Source organism: Clavibacter vidaverae (genome assembly GCF_047529985.1).
GTDB lineage: Bacteria > Actinomycetota > Actinomycetes > Actinomycetales > Microbacteriaceae > Clavibacter > Clavibacter nebraskensis_A.
In genome coordinates, this window is the sequence record NZ_JBLJAM010000002.1 from 579,245 (window position 1) to 598,188 (window position 18,944).

The 18,944-nt window shown below is 74.6% G+C and carries 19 protein-coding genes and 1 riboswitch; of the genes, 9 read left to right on the plus strand and 10 right to left on the minus strand.

From position 1 onward, the window contains the following. Positions 1 to 62 precede the first annotated feature (62 nt). Positions 63 to 308, plus strand: coding sequence for a hypothetical protein (locus ACMT9T_RS15480; protein WP_414746373.1), 246 nt, complete (start codon positions 63 to 65; stop codon positions 306 to 308). Here ACMT9T_RS15480 and ACMT9T_RS15485 read toward each other — a convergent pair. From ACMT9T_RS15485 to ACMT9T_RS15495, 3 genes are all read right to left on the minus strand, one after another. After that, positions 305 to 499 carry a hypothetical protein gene (locus tag ACMT9T_RS15485; RefSeq protein WP_414746374.1) on the minus strand — a complete coding sequence of 65 codons (195 nt, stop codon included), beginning with the start codon at positions 497 to 499 and terminating at the stop codon, positions 305 to 307. The two genes, ACMT9T_RS15480 and ACMT9T_RS15485, sit on opposite strands and share 4 nt — an antisense overlap. Before the next feature lie 89 nt (positions 500 to 588). Further along, complete coding sequence (locus tag ACMT9T_RS15490; RefSeq protein ID WP_414746375.1) at positions 589 to 1,509, minus strand: aldose 1-epimerase family protein; 921 nt, start codon at positions 1,507 to 1,509, stop codon at positions 589 to 591. A gap of 10 nt (positions 1,510 to 1,519) precedes the next feature. After that, complete coding sequence (locus tag ACMT9T_RS15495; protein WP_414746376.1) at positions 1,520 to 2,344, minus strand: DeoR/GlpR family DNA-binding transcription regulator; 825 nt, start codon at positions 2,342 to 2,344, stop codon at positions 1,520 to 1,522. Between the two features lie 93 nt (positions 2,345 to 2,437). Between ACMT9T_RS15495 and galT the strand changes: the two genes are divergently transcribed. The 4 genes from galT to ACMT9T_RS15515 are packed head-to-tail and all read left to right on the plus strand — an operon-like array spanning position 2,438 to position 6,292. Continuing rightward, a complete protein-coding gene (galT, locus tag ACMT9T_RS15500; protein ID WP_414746377.1) occupies positions 2,438 to 3,580 on the plus strand; it encodes a galactose-1-phosphate uridylyltransferase in 1,143 nt (380 codons plus the stop codon). Next, positions 3,577 to 4,737, plus strand: coding sequence for a galactokinase (gene galK / locus ACMT9T_RS15505; protein ID WP_414746378.1), 1,161 nt, complete (start codon positions 3,577 to 3,579; stop codon positions 4,735 to 4,737). Before galT ends, galK begins: the two co-directional genes overlap by 4 nt. A 38-nt stretch (positions 4,738 to 4,775) precedes the next feature. Next, positions 4,776 to 5,702 (plus strand): GNAT family N-acetyltransferase, encoded by a 927-nt coding sequence (locus tag ACMT9T_RS15510; protein WP_414746379.1) that lies wholly within the window; start codon positions 4,776 to 4,778, stop codon positions 5,700 to 5,702. Then, positions 5,699 to 6,292: a gamma carbonic anhydrase family protein gene (locus tag ACMT9T_RS15515; protein ID WP_414746380.1), complete on the plus strand. Its 594-nt coding sequence runs from the start codon at positions 5,699 to 5,701 to the stop codon at positions 6,290 to 6,292. The genes ACMT9T_RS15510 and ACMT9T_RS15515 overlap by 4 nt, the downstream gene beginning before the upstream one ends. Positions 6,293 to 6,355: 63 nt before the next feature. On the opposite strand, the gene ACMT9T_RS15520 is transcribed toward ACMT9T_RS15515, so the two are convergent. Further along, on the minus strand, positions 6,356 to 7,258 hold the full coding sequence (locus ACMT9T_RS15520; RefSeq protein WP_414746381.1) for a bifunctional methylenetetrahydrofolate dehydrogenase/methenyltetrahydrofolate cyclohydrolase: 903 nt from the start codon (positions 7,256 to 7,258) through the stop codon (positions 6,356 to 6,358). Beyond that, positions 7,255 to 8,532: a serine hydroxymethyltransferase gene (gene glyA / locus ACMT9T_RS15525; protein WP_414746382.1), complete on the minus strand. Its 1,278-nt coding sequence runs from the start codon at positions 8,530 to 8,532 to the stop codon at positions 7,255 to 7,257. Before glyA ends, ACMT9T_RS15520 begins: the two co-directional genes overlap by 4 nt. A 32-nt stretch (positions 8,533 to 8,564) precedes the next feature. After that, a riboswitch (ZMP/ZTP riboswitch) is annotated at positions 8,565 to 8,648 on the minus strand. 211 nt (positions 8,649 to 8,859) lie between these two features. Here glyA and ACMT9T_RS15530 point away from each other — a divergent pair. Further along, a complete protein-coding gene (locus ACMT9T_RS15530; RefSeq protein ID WP_414746383.1) occupies positions 8,860 to 10,425 on the plus strand; it encodes an alpha-amylase family glycosyl hydrolase in 1,566 nt (521 codons plus the stop codon). A gap of 40 nt (positions 10,426 to 10,465) precedes the next feature. Next, positions 10,466 to 10,969: a hypothetical protein gene (locus tag ACMT9T_RS15535; protein ID WP_414746384.1), complete on the plus strand. Its 504-nt coding sequence runs from the start codon at positions 10,466 to 10,468 to the stop codon at positions 10,967 to 10,969. Positions 10,970 to 10,984: 15 nt separating this feature from the next. On the opposite strand, the gene ACMT9T_RS15540 is transcribed toward ACMT9T_RS15535, so the two are convergent. Then, positions 10,985 to 11,842 carry a LysR substrate-binding domain-containing protein gene (locus tag ACMT9T_RS15540; protein WP_414746412.1) on the minus strand — a complete coding sequence of 286 codons (858 nt, stop codon included), beginning with the start codon at positions 11,840 to 11,842 and terminating at the stop codon, positions 10,985 to 10,987. Between the two features lie 153 nt (positions 11,843 to 11,995). Between ACMT9T_RS15540 and ACMT9T_RS15545 the strand changes: the two genes are divergently transcribed. Further along, positions 11,996 to 13,465, plus strand: a complete 1,470-nt coding sequence (locus ACMT9T_RS15545; RefSeq protein ID WP_414746385.1) for an MFS transporter — start codon at positions 11,996 to 11,998, stop codon at positions 13,463 to 13,465. On the opposite strand, the gene ACMT9T_RS15550 is transcribed toward ACMT9T_RS15545, so the two are convergent. After that, positions 13,374 to 14,405, minus strand: coding sequence for an aldo/keto reductase (locus ACMT9T_RS15550; RefSeq protein WP_414746386.1), 1,032 nt, complete (start codon positions 14,403 to 14,405; stop codon positions 13,374 to 13,376). The genes ACMT9T_RS15545 and ACMT9T_RS15550 overlap by 92 nt on opposite strands. Before the next feature lie 105 nt (positions 14,406 to 14,510). On the opposite strand from ACMT9T_RS15550, the gene ACMT9T_RS15555 reads away from it, so the two are divergent. Continuing rightward, positions 14,511 to 15,191 (plus strand): metal-dependent transcriptional regulator, encoded by a 681-nt coding sequence (locus ACMT9T_RS15555; protein WP_414746387.1) that lies wholly within the window; start codon positions 14,511 to 14,513, stop codon positions 15,189 to 15,191. Between the two features lie 32 nt (positions 15,192 to 15,223). On the opposite strand, the gene ACMT9T_RS15560 is transcribed toward ACMT9T_RS15555, so the two are convergent. The 3 genes from ACMT9T_RS15560 to ACMT9T_RS15570 all read right to left on the minus strand — a co-directional run bounded on the left by ACMT9T_RS15560 (position 15,224) and on the right by ACMT9T_RS15570 (position 18,909). Then, positions 15,224 to 16,474: an Nramp family divalent metal transporter gene (locus tag ACMT9T_RS15560; protein ID WP_414746388.1), complete on the minus strand. Its 1,251-nt coding sequence runs from the start codon at positions 16,472 to 16,474 to the stop codon at positions 15,224 to 15,226. 142 nt (positions 16,475 to 16,616) lie between these two features. Continuing rightward, complete coding sequence (locus ACMT9T_RS15565; RefSeq protein ID WP_414746389.1) at positions 16,617 to 17,546, minus strand: Cof-type HAD-IIB family hydrolase; 930 nt, start codon at positions 17,544 to 17,546, stop codon at positions 16,617 to 16,619. Positions 17,547 to 17,595: 49 nt separating this feature from the next. After that, positions 17,596 to 18,909, minus strand: coding sequence for an MFS transporter (locus ACMT9T_RS15570; RefSeq protein WP_414746390.1), 1,314 nt, complete (start codon positions 18,907 to 18,909; stop codon positions 17,596 to 17,598). Positions 18,910 to 18,944 lie beyond the last annotated feature (35 nt).

Consider the following 18,944-nt stretch of genomic DNA (forward strand, 5'->3'; position numbering starts at 1 on the left):
ACCGCTGTCTCCACCGGCGGCTCCGCGGGAGGAGCGACGACGGCGGTGCGATGCTGGATCGCATGAGCATGCAGGCCGACGAACTCGTGATCGCGATGCTGACCGCCCAGGAGACCTCCGAGCGCTACGACCTGCTGAAGACCGCGCTCGAGGAGCACGACGACCGGGGCGTGCAGTACCTCTCGGGCGTCGTCGGGCGGCTGCTCGCCTACATCGACGGGCTGCGCGAGCCCGAGGAGAACCGGATCGCGCTCGAGCTGTACACGCAGCGGGTCGCGCTGCAGTGGGCGCAGGAGGAGGAGGGCTAGCGCCCCGCCCTCCGGCGGCGCGCGGCGGTCACGAGCGCCGCCACGGCGAGCGCCGCGCCCGCCGACCAGGCGACCCACGCATGATCGGGGACGAGCTGCGCGACGAGCGGCATGGCCGCCGCGACCAGGATCAGCGCCACGGCCGTCCGCGTGCGTCGCGACGGAGCCTCGGTGGGTGGGCGTCCGGTCATGCGCGGCCTCCTCGGATGCGGGATCCGTCCATCACACCGCACGCGACGGCTGCCGCGCCGGTCGCGCGCACAGGGCAGCGCGAGCCGCGTCAGAAGCCGGTCGCGCGGATCCCCCAGCTGAGGGTCCACTCCTCGCCGGGCGTGAGACGGCGGACGCCGACGCCGGAGTTGAAGGCGTCAGCCGGGGCGGTCATCGGCTCGATGGCGACGGCCTGGGATCCGTGGGTCGGGAACTCGCGCGGCGTGTAGACCTGCAGGAAGCCGAAGGACGCGTCCGCCCAGAGCTCGACGCCGCGGCCGTCGGGCGCGGTCAGGCCGTGGCGGCTCGTGCCGCCCTCCACGTGCACGTCGCCGTATCCCGTGTTGAGGTCGAGGTCGCCGACGACGCGGCCGGTGCGGAGGTCCTCGTCGGCGCCGTCGACGGGGTGGTCGGCGATCGGGATCAGCGCGTCGTCGACCTCGGACCACGTGTCCGCGCGGACGGTGAGCGTGAGGTCGGAGGAGGGGACGCCGCCGATCGCGAGGTAGGGGTGGGCGCCGACCGCGACGGGCGCGGCCGCCGCGGAGTCGTTGCGGATCCGGTGCGTGACGACGAGGCCGTCGTCGGTGAGCCGGTAGGTCACGGAGGTGTCGAGGAGGAACGGGTAGCCGTGCTGCGGGAAGACGGTCGCGGAGAGGGTCACGCGGTCGTCGGCGCGGTCGGAGGCCGTGTAGCCGGTGTTGCGGAGGAGGCCGTGGGACGCGTTGCCGAGCGAGGGCTCGGAGACGTCGAGGGCCTGGGCCTTCCCGTCGAGGTCGTAGCGGGCGCCGCGGATCCGGTTGGGCCACGGCACGAGCACCATGCCGGCGCCCATGGGGGCGACCAGGTCCTCGCCGTAGGGCTCGACGAGGTCGACGCCGTCGAGGGTGAGGCCGCGGATGGCCGCCGCGAGCTGCACGACGGTGGCGCGGAGCTCGCCGGACGGGCCGGCGTGGACGAGGTGGTGCTGCTCTCCGGTGACGGGTCTCATGGGATCCACGTTACGGCCGCGCGGCCCCGGACGACCCGCCCGCCTCGACGACGCGCAGGCCCGCGTCCCGCAGGCGGCCGACCTCGTGCGGGTCGGCGCCCGCGTCCGTGAGCAGCGTGTCGACGAGGTCGAGCGGCGCCACGGATCCGAGGTGCGTGCGGCCGAGCTTGGCACCGTCCGCGACGACCACGGTGCGGGCGCTCGCGGCGACCATCCGCCGCTTCACCTCGGCCTCGGGCAGGTTGACGTTGGTGACGCCGCGGTCGACGTCGATGCCGTTGCAGCCGATGAACGCGACGTCGGGGTTCAGGCGGTCGAGCACCGCGGTGGCGAGCGGATCCACGAGGCTGTGCTGGAGCGCCCGGAGCGTGCCGCCCGTGACGACGACGGTGAAGCGGGGCATGGCGCGCTCGAGCTCGAGCGCCAGCGTGAGCCCGTTGGTGATCACGGTGACGTCGACGAGGTCCTCGCGTGCGACCAGCGCCCGCGCCACCTGGAGGGTCGTGCTGCCGACGTCGAGCAGCACGCTCTGCCCGCTCTCGACGAGGTCGGCGGCGGCCCGGCCGATGGCGCGCTTGGCGTCGGCGGCGGACTCGAGCGTCACCTCGAGGCTCTGCTCGCGCGCGGCGAGGCCGGAGCGGAGGACCGCGCCGCCGTGGACGCGCTGCACGGCGGCCGAGTCGGCGAGCGCGTCGAGGTCGGCGCGGATCGTGACGGCGGAGACGCCCGCGTCGGACGCCAGCTCGGCGACGGTCGCGAAGCCGCGGTCGGCGAGCCGCTCGAGGATCCGGGAACGGCGGGTCGCCGCGGGGACGGATGCGGTGTCGTCGGCCATGCGGCGAGCCTCGCGCACGCGGTTGCCGGAACGCAAGCCGGGGCTTTCGCGAGCGCAGATCCGGCCGCCGCGAGCCCGTAGGATCGAGGCATCATGCATGCCGACCAGACCGTCACGACGTCGCCGTCCGGGATCACGCAGCGCCGCACGCTGCTGTCCGACGGCCGCGAGCTCGTCTACTTCGACGACGCCGACACGACCCTGCCGCCCGAGCGCGCCGCCGACGCCCGCCCGGCCGCGCCCCGCCCGCCCACCGCGACGATGCGGCAGGACGTGCTCACGGGCGAGTGGGTCTCCATCGCGGCCGCGCGCCAGAACCGCGCGCACCTGCCGCCGGCGGAGCTGGATCCCCTCGCCCCCGCGAGCCCCACCAACCCGTCCGAGATCCCGAGCATGTACGACGTCGCGGTCTTCGAGAACAAGTCGCCGTCCTTCGGCCCCGCGCTCGCCGACGCGGACGGCGTGGACGCGCCCGTCGACGACGACGACCTCACGTCCATCGGCCTGGAGCGCACCCGCACCTCGGTCGGCCGCTGCGAGGTCGTCTGCTTCAGCCCCGCGCACACCGGCTCGTTCAGCGGCCTCACGCCGTCGCGCGCCCGGACCGTCGTGGAGGCCTGGGCCGAGCGCACGCGCGCCCTGTCGGCGATGCCCGGGATCCGCCAGGTGTTCCCGTTCGAGAACCGCGGCGAGGCCATCGGCGTCACGCTGCACCACCCGCACGGGCAGATCTACTCGTACCCCTACATCACGCCGCGCACGCGCCGACTGGTGGAGTCGATCGAGCGGTTCGGGCCGGGCCTGTTCCAGCGGATCCTCGAGACCGAGCAGGCGTCCGAGCGCGTCGTGCTCCGCGGCGAGCACTTCACCGCGTTCGTGCCGTTCGCGGCCCGCTGGCCCGTGGAGATCCACCTGCTCCCCCACCGCCACGTGCCCGACCTCGCGGAGACGACCGACGCCGAGCGCGACGAGCTCGCGACGATGTACCTCAAGCTGCTGCAGGGCATGGACCGGCTGTACGACACCCCGACGCCGTACATCGCCGCCTGGCACCAGGCCCCCGTGGACGCGCACCGCGACGAGATCCGGCTGATGCTGCAGATCACGTCGCCGCGCCGCGCGGCCGACAAGCTCAAGTTCCTGGCCGGATCCGAGGCGGCCATGGGCGCCTGGATCGGCGACGTGCCGCCCGAGAAGGCGGCCGAGATGATCCGGAAGGCAGTGGAGGACGCATGACCGACATCCGAGACGACGTGCGCGAGGGATTCCGCGCCCGCTTCGAGCGCGAGCCGCACGGCGTGTGGTCCTCGCCCGGGCGCGTGAACCTCATCGGCGAGCACACCGACTACAACGAGGGCTTCGTGTTCCCGTTCGCGATCGACCGTCGCACGGTCATCGCGCTCGCGCCGCGCGACGACGACCGCATCCGCCTCGCCAGCTCCTTCTCCGAGGAGGTCGTGGAGGCGCGCCTCGCCGACCTCACGGGTGAGCGCATCGACGGCTGGCAGGCGTACCCGCTCGGCGTCGCCTGGGCGCTCGGGCAGCGCGGGGCCGACCTCGCCGCCGTGCCCGGCTTCGACGTGTTCATCGACAGCGACGTGCCCGTGGGCGCGGGGCTGTCCTCGTCGGCGGCGCTCGAGGGATCCATCGCCCTCGCGCTCGACGACATCTGGCGCCTCGGCCTCGACCGGCAGACCCTCGCCGCGGTGGGGCAGCTCGCCGAGAACGAGATCGTGGGCGCGCCGACCGGGATCATGGACCAGTCCGCGAGCCTCCTCGGACAGCAGGACGCGGGCGTGTTCCTCGACTGCCGCTCGCTCGAGGCGGAGGTCATCCCGCTCGGGCTCGAGGCGGCCGGCCTCACCATCGCCGTGATCGACACGCACGTCGCCCACGCGCACGCCGACGGCGGCTACCGCGCGCGCCGCGAGTCGTGCGAGCAGGGCGCGCGCCTCATGGGCGTCGCGTCGCTGCGCGACCTGTCGGTCGACGACCTCGTGCGCGCCCGCGAGGTGCTCGACGACGAGACGTTCCGCCGCGTGCGCCACATCGTCACCGAGAACCAGCGCGTGCTCGACACCGTGCGCGCCCTCCGCGAGGAGGGTCCGCGCGCGATCGGGGAGCTGCTGGATGCGAGCCACCGCTCCATGCGCGACGACTTCGAGATCAGCGTCCCGGAGCTCGACCTCGCGGTCGAGGTCGCGCAGAACGAGGGCGCGATCGGCGCGCGCATGACGGGCGGCGGCTTCGGCGGATCGGCCATCGCGCTCATCGACGTCGACTCGCTGTCGCGCCTGCAGGTCGCCATCGACGGCGCGTTCGCGGAGCACGGCTACACGGGCCCGACCGTCTTCACGGTCACGCCGTCGGACGGGGCGAAGGCGGAGCAGTAGGCGCTCGCCGCTCCGGCGGCGCCCCTAGGCTCGGCGGCATGCGACCGTACGAGGGCCTGACCGAGATCCACGACGACCGGGACGACGCCGTCCGCGACATCTCCCGCGCGCTGTCCGGGTGGTTCCCCGCGTCCACGCACCCCGGCGGCTTCGCGTGGGAGGCCGCCACGGGTCAGCTTCCCGGGCGGATCGCCGTGGTCCGCGACGAGGCCGGCGCGCTCGTCGGCTGGGCCGGGTTCTCGGCCGATGACGCCCGGGTCGAGTGCGCGCCCGGCGACGATGCCACCACCGACCTGCTCGCGACGTGGATCCTCGACGCGGCCGGGGACGGGCCCGCGAGCGTCGCCGTGCACCGCGGCCAGGACCGGCTGCGCGGGATCCTCGCGGCCCGCGGGTTCGTCGACGAGGCGGTCCCCCTCGCCGGCCTCCGTCACGCCGCCCGCGACACGGGCGCACGGCCGCCCGCCGGGTACCGCATCCGCCCGGTCGCGGACGGCGAGGAGCGCGCCAAGGTCGACACGCACCGCCTCGCGTGGAAGCCGGTCGACCTGCCCTTCACCGACGGATCCGGCGACGGCATCGACCCCTACGCCGAGAGCCGCTTCGACGCGGCCGGCTACGCGGCCATGCAGTCCGCCGCCGTGTACCGGCGCGACCTGGACCTCGTGATCGAGGCGCCCGACGGATCGCTCGCGGGCACCTGCACGGCCTGGCTCGATCCGGCGAGCGGCTGGGCGGAGCTCGAGCCGCTCGGCATCGTGCCCGGGCACCGCCGCCTCGGCCTCGCGCAGACCCTCGCGCTCGACGTCTGCCGCCGCATCGGCGAGCTGGGCGGGCACGACGTCTTCATCAACGCCTCGCCGCTCCCCTACTACCGCGCGCCGTGGGACGCCTACGTCGCTGCGGGCTTCGCGCCCATGGAGCGCGGCACGCGGATGCGCCCGGCGCCTACCCTGTCGGCATGACCGTCGATCCCCAGGCCACCGTCCGCGCGCTCCCCGGATCGCCCGCGCCCGACATCGCCCCCGACGCCCTCGTGGCGGCGGGGGCGCGCGTCGTCGGGCGCGTGACGCTCGGGGCCGGATCCAGCGTGTGGTTCAACGCCGTCCTGCGCGCCGAGGCCGCCGACATCGCCATCGGCGCGCGCTCGAACCTGCAGGACAACGTGAGCTGCCACGTGGACCCGGGCTTCCCGCTCACGGTCGGCCAGGGCGTGAGCGTCGGCCACAACGCGGTGCTGCACGGCTGCACGGTCGAGGACGACTGCATCGTGGGCATGTCCGCCACCGTGATGAACGGCGCCGTCGTCGGCCGCGAGTCGCTCCTCGCGGGCGGCACCGTGGTGCTCGAGGGGCAGGTGGTCCCGCCGCGCTCGCTCGTCGCGGGCGTGCCCGGCAAGGTGCGGCGCGAGCTCACCGACGACGAGGTCGCGGGACTCCGCGCGAACGCGGACCACTACGTGGAGAACGCGCGCCTGCACGCGGGCACCATCCCGACGCCGGCCGTGCTGCTGGCCGCCTCGACGGACCCCGCACGCGAGGAGGGGACGGCCTGACCGGCCGTCCCCGCCTGCATCACCGCCGCACGGTCGAGTCGGGCGCTGTCGCGGCGAGCGCCGTCAGCCGCGCAGCTCGGCGGCCAGGCGCGCGTCGCGCTCGGCGGCCAGCACCACGTTCACCAGCAGCATCGCGCGGGTCATCGGACCCACGCCCCGCGGGTTCGGCGACAGGTGGCCGGCGACCTCGGCGACGGCCGGATCCACGTCGCCCGTGAGGCGCGCCTTGCCGGTCTCGGGATCCACGACCCGCGTGATCCCCACGTCGAGCACCGCGGCGCCCGGCTTCACCCACTCCGGCTTGATCAGGTGCGCGACGCCCACGGCCGCGACCACGATGTCCGCGCGGCGGACCTCCTGCTCGAGGTCGCGCGTGCGCGAGTGCGTGAGCGTGACGGTGGCGTCGAGGCCCTTGCGCGTGAGCAGCAGGCCGAGCGGCCGCCCGACCGTGAGGCCGCGGCCGACGACGACCACGTGCTGGCCGGCGATCGGCACGTCGTAGCGCTCGAGCATCTCGACGATGCCCGCGGGCGTGCACGGCAGCGGCGAGGTGAGCTCGCCCTGCACGCCGAGCACGAGGCGCCCGAGGTTGGTGGGGTGCAGGCCGTCGGCGTCCTTCGACGGGTCGATGAGCTCGAGCATCGCGTTCTCGTCGATCCCCGCGGGGAGCGGCAGCTGCACGATGTAGCCCGTGACGGCCGGGTCCGAGTTGAGGCGCTCGATGGCCTGGCGCACGTCGTCCTCGGTGGCGTCGGCCGGGAGGTCCACGCGGATGGACTCGATGCCCACCTCGGCGCAGTCGCGGTGCTTGCCGGCGACGTACGAGCGGGATCCCGGGTCGTCGCCCACGAGGAGCGTGCCGAGCCCGGGCACGAGACCCTGCTCGCGCAGCGCGCGGATCCGCACGGCCAGCTCGGACTTGACGGCCGACGCGGTCGCGACGCCGTCGAGCACGACCGCCGTCACTGGGTCAGGCCCTCGTAGAGCGGGAAGCCGTCGGTGAGCGTCAGCACACGCGCGCGGAGGGCGGCGAGGTCGCTGCCGGGCTTCAGGGTCTCGGCGATGACGTCGGCGACCTCCGTGAACTCGGCCTCGCCGAAGCCGCGGGTCGCGAGCGCCGACGTGCCGATGCGGACGCCGGAGGTGACCATCGGCGGGCGCGGGTCGAACGGCACCGAGTTGCGGTTGACCGTGATGCCGACCTCGTGCAGCGCGTCCTCGGCCTGCTTGCCGTCGATCTCCGAGTGGCGGAGGTCGGCCAGCACGAGGTGCACGTCGGTGCCGCCCGTGAGGACCGAGACGCCGGCCTCGGTGGAGTCGGTCGCCGTGAGGCGCTCGGCGAGGATCTGCGCGCCCTGGATGGTGCGGCGCTGGCGGTCCGCGAACTCCTCGGTGGCCGCGATCTTGAACGCCGTGGCCTTGGCCGCGATGACGTGCATGAGCGGTCCGCCCTGCTGGCCCGGGAAGACGGCCGAGTTGAGCTTCTTGGCGAGCGCGGTGTCGCGGCTGAGGATCACGCCGGACCGGGGTCCCGCGAGGGTCTTGTGCACGGTGGAGGAGACGACGTCCGCGTAGGGGATCGGCGAGGGGTGCACGCCCGCCGCGACGAGCCCCGCGAAGTGCGCCATGTCGACCCAGAGCTTGGCGCCGACCTCGTCCGCGATCGCGCGGAACGCGGCGAAGTCGAGGTGGCGGGGGTACGCCGACCAGCCGGCGATGATGACCTGCGGGCGGTGCTCGAGCGCCTTCTCGCGCACGACGTCCATGTCGATGAGGAAGGTGTCGGGATCCACGCCGTACGCGGCCGCGTCGTAGAGCTTGCCGGAGAAGTTGAGCTTCATGCCGTGCGTGAGGTGGCCGCCGTGCGCGAGCTCGAGGCCGAGGATCGTGTCGCCCGGCTGCGCGATGGCGGCGAGGACGGCGGCGTTGGCGGTGGCGCCCGAGTGCGGCTGGACGTTGGCGAACTCGGCGCCGAAGAGGCTCTTCGCGCGGTCGATGGCGAGCTGCTCGGCGACGTCGACGAACTCGCAGCCGCCGTAGTAGCGGCGGCCCGGGTAGCCCTCCGCGTACTTGTTGGTGAGCACGGATCCCTGCGACTGCAGCACCGCGCGCGGCACGAAGTTCTCGCTGGCGATCATCTCGAGGGTGCCGCGCTGGCGGCCGAGCTCCTGCTCGAGGACGGCCGCGATCTCCGGGTCGACCTCGGAGAGGGGGGCGTTGAAGGACTGGTCGACGGGCATGGGACTCCTTGTGCACGGTGGACGAGAGGATGCGTCGTGGCCCAGGCGTACGGCCACCAACCGTGTGAGTCGCTCCCCGATGGTGACCCATCCGAACGCCAGTCGCGACGGGGTCGAGCCTACCCGTCCCGGGCGCGCGGGCGCGAGGCGCGTGCCCACGCGGACGCGCGGCGGATGCGCGACGGGTGGCGCGCGGGCGACCCCGGCTGGCCGCGGAGCGAGGAAAGGCGATGCGCACGAACGGATGGGCCGGTCAGGGCCGCCGACCGCCCGTAGGATCAGGGGATCGGGCGACGGTGCCCGCCGGATGCGGAGGAAGGACCGAGCATGGGGAGCGCAGAGCTCACGACCGATCCCGCGGCAGGCGGACACGACCGCGACGCCCTCGCCGACGACCTGCGACCGCTGCTGGGCGACGACGCCGACGCCCTCGCGGACGCGCTCGCCGCCGACCTCCGCGACGTCCGCGCCCGCATCGCCCCGCCGGCCGCCCTCGACCTCGACCGCCGCACCGGCGGCGTCTGCTACGTCGACCGGTACGCCGACGACCTCCGCGGCCTCGCCGCCCGGATCCCCGCCCTCCGCGACCTCGGCCTCACCCACCTGCAGGTCACGCCCGTCGCCGAGGGGGCGGATCCCGACGCCGACGCCGACGCGCTCCTCGCGCCGGGCGTGCGCGTGCGCCCGGGCCTCGGGTCCGCCGCCGACCTGGCCGCGCTCGTCGACGCGCTGCACGACGCCGGCCTCACGCTGGGCGTCGACCTCTCCGCCGCCGACCCCGACGCGTCGCCCGCCGCGCGCATCGGCTCTGCGATCCGCGAGGCCGTCGCCCTCGCCGCCGTCGGCGCGGACGTCGTGCGCGTCGACCCGGCGGACGTCCTCGGCGAGCGCCCCGACGGCGACCCGCACGCGGACCGCGCCGCCCTCCTCCGCGCGATCGGCGCACTCGCCCGACGCACGGCCCCCGCGCTCGCCCTGGCCGTCGCGGCCGAGGCCGACCCGCGCGGCGGCGCCGACCTCCTCGACGGCGACGCCGTGCGCCTCGCCGAGGACCCCGCCCTCACCGCCCTCGTCTGGGAGGCGCTCGCCACCCGGTCCTCCGCCCTCCTCGCGCGGGCCCTCGTCCGCCGCGGCGACGCCCCGGCCGGATCCGCGCGGATCGCGCGCGTCCGCAGCCTCGACGCCCTCCGCTTCGCCTTCGACGACGACGACGCGCGCGCCCTCGGCATCGACCCCCACGAGCACCGCCGGTTCCTCGCCGACTACCACGTGGGCCGCTTCCCCGGCAGCCACGCGCGCGGCGTCTGGCACCCGGACGGCGCGGTCGCCGGCACCACGGCGTCCCTCGCGGGCCTGGAGCAGGACGACCCGGGCGCCGTGGAGCGGATCCTGCTCGCCCACTCCATCGCCCTCAGCACCGGCGGCCTGCCGCTGCTCGTGCTCGGCGACGAGGTCGGCCAGCTCAACGACTACGGCTACGACGACGTCCCGGCGCACGCCGAGGACAGCAGGTGGGTCAACCGCCCGCTCTACCCCTTCGAGCGCTACGACCAGCGCGACGACCGCACCACGAGCACGGGTGTCGTCCACGCGGGGCTCCGTCGGCTCGTCGCCGTGCGCCGCGCCACGCCCGCGCTCGGCGGCACGCGCGTCGTCGGCTTCGACGCGAACGACCCGCACGTGCTCGGCTACCAGCGCCCGCACGAGGACGGCACGGTCCTCGTGCTCGCGAACCTCGGCGACGAGCCCGCGACGGTGTCCGCCGAGACGCTGGGCGGCTTCGCCGAGCACGCCGTCGACCTCGTGCGCGACGAGCCCCTCCGCCTCACCAAGGGCATCGTGCTGAGCCCGCGCACGTTCGTCTGGCTCCAGGCCGCTCACGACCTGCCGTGACACACTCGCGGGCACAGGCGGGTCGGCACGGAGGAACGGCATGAGCGACGAGGGACGCGGCACGGACGGACCCCGCGAGGGCGCGCGCGGCGCATCGGGGTTCGCATGGCCCATGTGGGTCAACATCGGCTGGATCGCGCTCGGCGCCTGGCACGTGCTCGCCCCCGTGAACGACGCGTCCGGCTGGCTCGGCATGTTCCAGATCGCGGTGGGCGCGTTCGGGATCCTGGCGTCGCGACGCCGCGCGCGCCGTCTCGCGGAGGCGGAGGCCGACGCCATGCCGCTCGACGAGGCCACGCGCGTGCCCGCCGACATGGACGAGGATCCGGCCCGCCGCGAAGAGGCCGCCGCGCACGTGGAGATGGACGCCCGGCTCCGCGCCCTCGCGATGCAGCTCGAGCAGCCCGGCGACCCCGCGGCGGATCCCGACAAGCCCGAGCCGCCGCACCAGCCGGGCGGACGCGGCCGCGGTCGCCGGGGCCGGGGGCGCCCGCGCGACGCCGGGCTCGCCGACGACGGCCTGCCGCCCGTCGCCCGCTGGTAGCGCTCCCGCCCGCGGTCAGCTCGCCCGCGCCACCCCGCGCGACATGATCGCCGACGTCAGCGCCTCGATCGACGCCCGCGGCCCCGCCGGGTTGTCCATCAGCACGTAGTCCACCTCGTCGAGCTCCGGCAGGCCGAGGCGCGAGGTGACCTTCACGAGATCCGTCGGGATGAGCGCCTGCGGCAGCACCGCGACGCCCATGCCCGCGCGCACCGCCGCGAGCACGCCGTTCACGTCGCGCGTGCTGCACGTGATGCGCCAGGTGCGGCCCGCCCGCTCGAGCGCGTCCATCGCCATCTGCCGGCTGATGCTCGGCGCCCGGTACGCGATGAGGGGCACGCTCGCGCCCGGCTCGAGGATCGTCCGCTCGAGGCCGACCCACACCATCCGGTCGCGGCCGACGAGCTTCGCGTCCGGCTGCTCGTCGACCGTGGTCTTGGTGAGGATCAGGTCGAGCTGACCCGCGAGCAGCCGCCGGTGCAGCGGGCCGCTCTGCGTGACCGTGAGCTCCAGCTCGATCTGCGGGTGCAGCTGGCGGAAGTGCCGCAGGATCCGCGGCAGCTGCGTGATGGCGAGGTCGTCCGCCGTGCCGAAGCGCAGGCGGCCGCTCACCGCGGATCCGCCGAAGTAGCTCTCCGCCGTCTGGTGCGCCGCGAGGATGGTGCGCGCGAACCCGGCCATCGCGTCGCCCGCGTCGGTGAGGCGCATGGCGCGGGTGTCGCGCGCGATGAGCGTGCGGTCGACGGACCGCTCGAGCCGCCGTACCTGCTGGCTCACGGTCGGCTGGCTGATGCCGAGGCGGGCGGCCGCCTGCGTGAAGCTGCGGGTGTCGGCCACGGCGAGGAAGGTCCGGAGCAGGGTCGGATCCAGCACGGCGGCCTCCCGGTCATTCGAATGCGTGATGACACTCATCATGTCGAGACGGGATCCGAATGGGAAGCCCGCGGGTAGCGTCGAGCCCGGCCCCACGAGGGCCGCACCCATACGGAACCGATCCGCCCATACGCAACGCACCCGCAGGATGAAGTGACCCCGCCGCCGAACGCCTTCCCCCCGACCGCCCCGCTCCCCGTCCAGACGCAGCGCCCGCCGTGGCGCCACACGCTCATCGCCCTGAGCGTGCCGAACTTCCGTCGGTTCACGGCCTCCAACGTCATCGCCATGACCTCGGGCTGGATGCAGCGCATCGCACAGGACTGGCTCGTGCTCGAGCTCACCGGCAGCGTCACCGCGGTCGGCATCACGGTGGCGATGCAGTTCGCGCCGATGCTGTTCTTCGGCCTGCTGGGCGGCGTCATCGTCGACCGGTGCTCGAAGCGGATGCTGATGATGATCACGCAGGGCACCTACGCACTCCTCAGCGCGCTGCTCGCCGTGCTCACGCTCTCGGGCGCGGTCGAGGCGTGGCACATCTTCGCCATCGCGTTCGCGACCGGGCTCGTGACGGTGATCGACAATCCCGCCCGGCAGGTGTTCGTGACCGAGATCGTGGGCCAGCAGCACCTCAGGAACGCGATCAGCGTCAACTCCTCCGTGTTCCAGCTCGGCGGCATGGTGGGCCCGGCGCTCAGCGGGATCCTGCTGCTCGCGGTCGGCGCCGGCTGGTCGTTCGCGATCAACGCGCTCGCGTGCGTCGTCGTGGTGCTCACGCTGTGGAGCCTCGACGTGAAGGCGCTCATCCGCATGCCGCCGGCACCGCGCCGCCGCGGCCAGCTCGCGGAGGGGCTGCGGTACGCGCGCTCGAAGCCGACCATCCTCTGGCCCGTCGTGCTCGTGGCCGTGTTCAGCGTCTTCGGGCTCACGATGCCCGTGCTCCTCGCGGCGTTCGCGAGCGACGTCTACGACGTGGGCGCGGGCGGCTACGGCTTCTTCAACTCGATGGTCGCGATCGGCGCGCTCACGGGCGCCCTGCTCTCGACGCGGCGCGCGACCGTGCGGCTGCGGACCATCGTGGTCGGCGTCGGGATCACGGGCCTGCTGCAGGCGGCCGCGGGCCTCATGCCCGGGATCGCGCCGTTCGCCGCCGTTCTCGTGACGGTCGGCATGGCGTCGCTGCTGTTCCAGACGGCGGCCAACTCGCTCGTGCAGCTCTCCAGCAACGTGGCCATCCGCGGCCGCGTGATGAGCGTCTACGTGCTCGTTCTGCTCGGCGGCCAGGCGATCGGCGGTCCGCTCATGGGCGGGATCGTCGAGGCGTGGGGCGTGCACGCCGGCATGGTCGTCTCGGGCGGCGTGCCCGCGCTGGCGGCCGCGGTCGTCGCCGTGGTGCTCGCGCGGCGCGGGCAGCTGACCCTCGAGGTCGTGGTGCGTCGGCACGTGCCGCGGGTGCGGATCACGCCCCGGGCGCCGGGTGCCGGCCGCCCCCGCGTCGCCGGAGCGGACGAGGCGACGGCCGGCGGCGGGCTCAGCCGCGCACGTCGATCGCGCGGTGGCGCTGCTGCACGCCGGCCGGGCCGTACGGGTAGTCGGACACCACGGGCGCGCTCACCGCGCTGAGCGACGCGATCTCGTCGGCCGTGAGCTCCAGGTCGGCGGAGGCCATGTTGTCCTCGAGCTGCTCCACGGTGCGGGCGCCGAGGATCACGCTGGTCACGGCCGGCTGCGCCTCGAGCCACGCGAGCGAGACGCGGGCGGAGCTGGATCCGTGCGCGTCCGCGATCCGGCGCACCTCGTCGAGGATCGCCCACGTGCGCTCCTGGCCGTTCCGCGGCGTGAACGCCTCCATGCCGCGCTCCGGGTCCTCGCCGAGGCGGGTGGCGCCGGTCGGCGTCTCGTCGCGGCGGTACTTGCCGGTGAGCCAGCCGCCGGCGAGCGGCGACCAGGGCAGCAGGCCGATGCCGGCGTCCAGCGAAGCGGGCACGATCTCCGACTCGATCTCGCGCACGAGCAGCGAGTACTGCGGCTGCAGCGTCACGGGCGGCGTGTACCCGAGCGCCTTGGCGACGTGCACGGCCTTCGTCAGCTGCCAGCCGAGGTAGTTCGAGAAGCCGTAGTACGAGATCTTGCCGGCGCGCACGGCGTCGTCGAGGAAGCGCAGGGTCTCCTCGAGCGGGGTCACGGCGTCCCACGCGTGCATCTGGTAGAGGTCGATCGTGTCGACGCCGAGGCGGCGCAGCGAGTCGTCGAGCGCGCGGGTGAGGTGGCGACGCGAGGTGCCGACGTCGTTGTTGCCCTCGCCCATCGGGAAGCGGCCCTTGGTCGCGACGACGAGCTGGTCGGCCTCGGCGGGGTGCGCCTTCAGCCAGCGGCCGACGATCTCCTCGGAGACGCCCGACGTGTAGACGTCCGCGGTGTCGATGAACGTGCCGCCGCCCGCGACGTAGGCCTCGAGGATCCGGCCCGAGGTCTCCTCGTCCGCCTCCGCGCCGAAGGTCATGGTGCCGAGCGCGTAGGTCGAGACGACCGCGCCGCTGTTGCCGAGATTCCGGTACTGCATGGGGTTCCTCCATCGGATCCGCCGCGGGCGTCCCTGCCCGCGGGTCCCGTCCAGCATGCTCCGCCGGGCCCCGGGCCGCCGGATCGCCGTCGGTACCATGGGCGCATGTCCGTCGACGAGCTCTCCAGCGCCGCGCAGGACTACCTCAAGCTCATCTGGACCGCCACCGAGTGGTCCGACCAGCCCGTCACCGTCTCGCGCCTGGCCGAGCGGCTCGGGATCCGGCCCGCCACCGCGTCCGACGGCCTCCGCCGCCTCACCGCGCAGGGCCTCGTGGAGCACCGGCCGTACGGCAGCATCGAGCTCACCGCCGACGGGCGGCGGCACGCGATCCAGATGGTGCGGCGCCACCGCCTGCTCGAGACGTTCCTCGTGGAGGTGCTCGGCTACGGCTGGGACGAGGTGCACGACGAGGCCGAGGTGCTCGAGCACGCGGTCTCCGACGACTTCGTGGCGCGCATCGACCAGCACCTCGGGCACCCGTCGCGGGATCCGCACGGCGACCCGATCCCCTCGGCCGACGGCGAGCCGCACCTGCCCGAGGCGACCGTGCTCGCGGACGCGGTCGCCGACCGGCCCATGCGCGTGCGCCGCATCTCCGACGAGGACCCGCGCCTCCTGCGCGAGCTCGCCGAGCACGGCATCGGGCTCGACGCGACGCTCGTGCGGGCGGCGTCCCCCGACGCGTCCGGGCCCGCCGCCGTGGTCGTGACGGTCGACGGATCCGCCGCGCGCCCGCTCACGCCCGCCGCCGCGTCCGCGGTCTGGGTCTCCGACGCCGGCTGACCGGGGACCGGGCCCGGGCCCGGACCACGGGCTCAGCCGGTGACGGTGAGCACCACGAGCGCGACGTTCAGCACGACCACGAGCGACACCGCGACCCACGCCGCGATGCGCGTGAGCAGCCGGTCGACGTGCGCGCCCATCACGCGACGGTCGCCCGTGAGGCGGATGAGCGGCACGAGCGCGAACGGGATCCCGAGGCTCAGCACGACCTGGCTGACGACGAGCGCCGTGGTCGGGTCGACGCCGACCGCGAGGATCGCGAGCGCAGGGATGAGCGTCACCACGCGCCGCGCGAGCAGCGGCACCCGCACGTGCAGCAGGCCGCCCATGATCGCGGCGCCCGCGTAGGCGCCGACGGAGGTGGACGCGAGGCCCGACGCGAGCAGCCCCACCGCGAACACGACGCCGACGACCGGCCCGAGCGACGCCGTGATGGCCGCGTGCGCGCCCTCGATGGAGTCGGTGCCGGGCACGCCGCCGAGGCTCGCGGCAGCGATGAGGAGCATCGAGATGTTGACGGCGCCGGCCACGGCGAGCGCGGTGATCACGTCCCAGCGCGTCGCGCGGAGCAGCCGCCGGAGCACGCCGTCGTCGGTCTGCACGCCGTGCCGGTCGCGGCTGAGCGACGAGTGCAGGTACACGGCGTGCGGCATCACGGTCGCGCCGAGCATGCTCGCGGCGAGCAGGACGCTGTCCGGCCCGTCGAAGCCGGGCACGAGGCCGCCCGCGATCCCCGACGCCGACAGCGGGCTCACGACGAGGCCCGTGAGGAAGCCCACCGTGATCACGAGGAGCAGCGCGCCGATCACGAGCTCGAACGGCCGCTGCCCATGCCGCGACTGCACCGCGAGCAGGCCGATGGAGATGAGGCCGACGATCACGCCGCCCGCGACGAGCGGGATCCCGAACAGCAGGTGCAGCGCGATGGCCCCGCCGATGACCTCCGCGAGGTCGGTGGCCGCGGCGATGAGCTCCGCCTGCACCCAGAACGCCCGGCGACGCCCGGTCGGCAGCCGCTGGCCGAGGAGCTCCGGGAGGCTGCGGCCGGTGACGAGCCCGAGCTTCGCCGACTGGTACTGCACGAGCACGGCGATGAGGTTCGCGGCCACGAGCACCCACACGAGCAGGTAGCCGTAGCGCGCGCCCGCGGTGAGGTTGGCGGCGACGTTGCCCGGATCCACGTAGGCGATGGCCGCGACGAACGCCGGCCCGAGCAGCAGGACGAGCCGCGGGCCGGTGACGGGCCGGCGCGCGCGTCGGCGCTCGGGGGCGGTGCGGGTCATGGCGGCCTCTCCGTCGAGTGTTAGCCGAGGCTAACATCCGTTCGCGCACACGCGGAAGGGCCCGTCCGGGAACGGACGGGCCCTCGAGGCGTGCGGCGAGCGGCCGCGGGCGGAGCGGCGAGCGGCGCGGCGCCGCGCGGTGTCAGCTCGCGGAGCGCCCCGGCGCGAGGAACGCGGAGTCGTCCTCGGCCTCGCCGCGCACGACGCGCACCCACTGCGCGAGGAGCGCGGCACCGGCCTCGTCGTGGATCAGGTCGCCCGCGGTGAGCACGTCGTACGGCGTCGCCGGGATCCCGTCGGCCGGCCGCACGTCGACGTGCGCGACCTCGTGGCCGTTCTCGTGCAGCCAGCGGGCCATCGCGTAGTCCGTGCGCGAGTCGCCGACCGTGCGCCAGCGGAGAGGCAGCGGGCCGCTGTCGGCGAGCAGCTCCAGCGCGCGGGCGGCGCCGAGGTCCTTGCCGAGGCGGACGGACTCGATGTCGGTCGAGATGATCGTGGGATCCACGCGCACCTGCACCTCGCCGCGCGCGTCGGGCACCTCCACGCCCTCCAGCACCGAGCCGAGCCCGTGCGCCGTGAGCATCTCGACCGCGCGCGCGTCGAGGTCGGGCTGCACGGCGAGGTAGTCGGCGGACGCGACGCTCGTCAGCTGCTCCAGCGAGACCATCGCGTGCTTGGTGGCGTCGAAGAACATCCAGTCGGCGAAGCGCTCCGCGACGAGGCGCTCCATGTCGCGCATGAACGCCTCGGGCAGCGCGAGCGCCCGGTCGACGTGCACCTCCCCCGCGCCCTCGGGCGTGATGGAGAACCACGACGCGCCCTTCTCGCACACGGCGTGCACGCGCGCGCCCGCGGGGAGCCCGGCGTCGAGCAGCGGGCCCACGACCTGGGTGCGGATGAAGGCGTCCGAGCGTCCCGTGTTGAAGACGATCGGCACGCCCGCCGCCGCGAGCTCCACGAGGTCGGTCGCGATGCTCGGGATGGCGAGGGTGCGGGTGATCGGGCTGGCGATGGGGCCGTCGACGTCGAGGAGGAGGCCGAGGGGCGCGGGGGTCGTGGTCACGGCTCCCATCCTCCCGCAGGCGTGGGGTGCCCCGGAGCGACTGGGGACGCGCGGGGCGTCAGGCGGCGGAGCGTGCGGCGACCGCGCGACCGCGGGCGGCCCGGCCCGCGGATCCGACGACGAGCACGACCGACACCGCCATCACCGCGAGGTACGCGCCGGGCAGCGACGCGATGCCGAGGCCGTCGAGCAGCGCGCCGCCCACGAGCGCGCCGCCGCCGATCCCGACGTTGAACGCCGTCGTGTAGAAGGAGCTCGCGGTGTCGCGGAACGACGGGTGCGCCGCGTGCAGCATGCGCGTCTGCAGGAGGGACGGGATCGCGCCGAACGCGAGGCCCCAGAGGAGGAAGCCGGGGATCGCGACCGCCCAGAGGCCCGGCACGAGGGCCAGCGCGCTGACGCCCAGTGCCGCCGCCGCGAGCCCGGCGAGCACGCCCAGCTGCGGCCGGCTCGAGAAGACGGTGCCCGCGAGCAGGAGCCCGACGGCCCCGGCGATCCCGTAGCCGAAGAGCATGGCGCTGAGCTGCTGCTCGGGGATCCCCATCACGCGCGTCACGAACGGGTCCACGTACGTGTAGAAGCCGTACTGGCCGATCATGATCACCATCGCCGTGAGGCACACGAACAGCACGCCGCCGACGCCCTGCCCGGCCATGCGCTGCCGGATCCCGACGCGACCGCTGGCGGGGACGCCCGCGGGCGCCTCCCGCTCGGGCCGCCCGACCGCCGGCAGGAAGCGCCAGACGAGCAGGATCCCGAGGAGCGTGAGCACGCCGATCCCCGCGAAGGCCGCGCGCCAGCCGAACGCCTGCCCGGCCGCCGTGCCGACGGGCACGCCGAGCACGAACGCGAGGCTGCCGCCGCCGACCGTGAGCGCGACCGCGCGGCCGATGAGCGCGGGCGGCACGAGGTGCGCCGAGTACGCGCCGACGACCGCCCAGAACAGGCCGTGCGCGAGCCCGCCGAGCACGCGCGTCGCGACCACGAGCTCGAAGGTGGGCGCGAGCGCCGTGAGCAGGTTGCTCGTCGCGAAGACCGCGAGCACGACGAGGAGCAGCGCGTGCCTCGGGACGCGGCGGGTGAGGGCCGCGAGCGGCGCGCTCGAGAGCACCACGGCGATCGCGAACACCGAGACGAGGAGGCCGACGCGCGACTCCTCCACCCGGAGGTCGCCGCTCATCTCGCTGAGGAGGCCGGTGGGCAGCGTCTCGCTCGTGACGCTGAGGAACACGCACGCGGCGAGCGTGAGGATCCCGACCCAGGGGAAGCGGAAGGCGGGATCCCCGGGGTCGTGCGGCGGCACCGGCGAGCGGCGGCCGCCGTGCGCGGCGCGGTCCGGATCGGGCAGGAATATGGGAGAGGTGTTCGTCATGGAGACCCACAGGACGTCGACGGCGGGAGAGCTCC

Excerpts from the sequence above, each read along its gene's own strand:
- ACMT9T_RS15480 (WP_414746373.1), top strand. The coding sequence starts at position 63 with ATGAGCATGCAGGCCGACGAACTCGTGATCGCGATGCTGACCGCCCAG.
- ACMT9T_RS15485 (WP_414746374.1), bottom strand. The coding sequence starts at position 499 with ATGACCGGACGCCCACCCACCGAGGCTCCGTCGCGACGCACGCGGACG.
- ACMT9T_RS15490 (WP_414746375.1), bottom strand. The coding sequence starts at position 1,509 with ATGAGACCCGTCACCGGAGAGCAGCACCACCTCGTCCACGCCGGCCCG.
- ACMT9T_RS15495 (WP_414746376.1), bottom strand. The coding sequence starts at position 2,344 with ATGGCCGACGACACCGCATCCGTCCCCGCGGCGACCCGCCGTTCCCGG.
- galT (WP_414746377.1), top strand. The coding sequence starts at position 2,438 with ATGCATGCCGACCAGACCGTCACGACGTCGCCGTCCGGGATCACGCAG.
- galK (WP_414746378.1), top strand. The coding sequence starts at position 3,577 with ATGACCGACATCCGAGACGACGTGCGCGAGGGATTCCGCGCCCGCTTC.
- ACMT9T_RS15510 (WP_414746379.1), top strand. The coding sequence starts at position 4,776 with ATGCGACCGTACGAGGGCCTGACCGAGATCCACGACGACCGGGACGAC.
- ACMT9T_RS15515 (WP_414746380.1), top strand. The coding sequence starts at position 5,699 with ATGACCGTCGATCCCCAGGCCACCGTCCGCGCGCTCCCCGGATCGCCC.
- glyA (WP_414746382.1), bottom strand. The coding sequence starts at position 8,532 with ATGCCCGTCGACCAGTCCTTCAACGCCCCCCTCTCCGAGGTCGACCCG.
- ACMT9T_RS15530 (WP_414746383.1), top strand. The coding sequence starts at position 8,860 with ATGGGGAGCGCAGAGCTCACGACCGATCCCGCGGCAGGCGGACACGAC.
- ACMT9T_RS15535 (WP_414746384.1), top strand. The coding sequence starts at position 10,466 with ATGAGCGACGAGGGACGCGGCACGGACGGACCCCGCGAGGGCGCGCGC.
- ACMT9T_RS15550 (WP_414746386.1), bottom strand. The coding sequence starts at position 14,405 with ATGCAGTACCGGAATCTCGGCAACAGCGGCGCGGTCGTCTCGACCTAC.
- ACMT9T_RS15555 (WP_414746387.1), top strand. The coding sequence starts at position 14,511 with ATGTCCGTCGACGAGCTCTCCAGCGCCGCGCAGGACTACCTCAAGCTC.
- ACMT9T_RS15560 (WP_414746388.1), bottom strand. The coding sequence starts at position 16,474 with ATGACCCGCACCGCCCCCGAGCGCCGACGCGCGCGCCGGCCCGTCACC.
- ACMT9T_RS15565 (WP_414746389.1), bottom strand. The coding sequence starts at position 17,546 with ATGGGAGCCGTGACCACGACCCCCGCGCCCCTCGGCCTCCTCCTCGAC.
- ACMT9T_RS15570 (WP_414746390.1), bottom strand. The coding sequence starts at position 18,909 with ATGACGAACACCTCTCCCATATTCCTGCCCGATCCGGACCGCGCCGCG.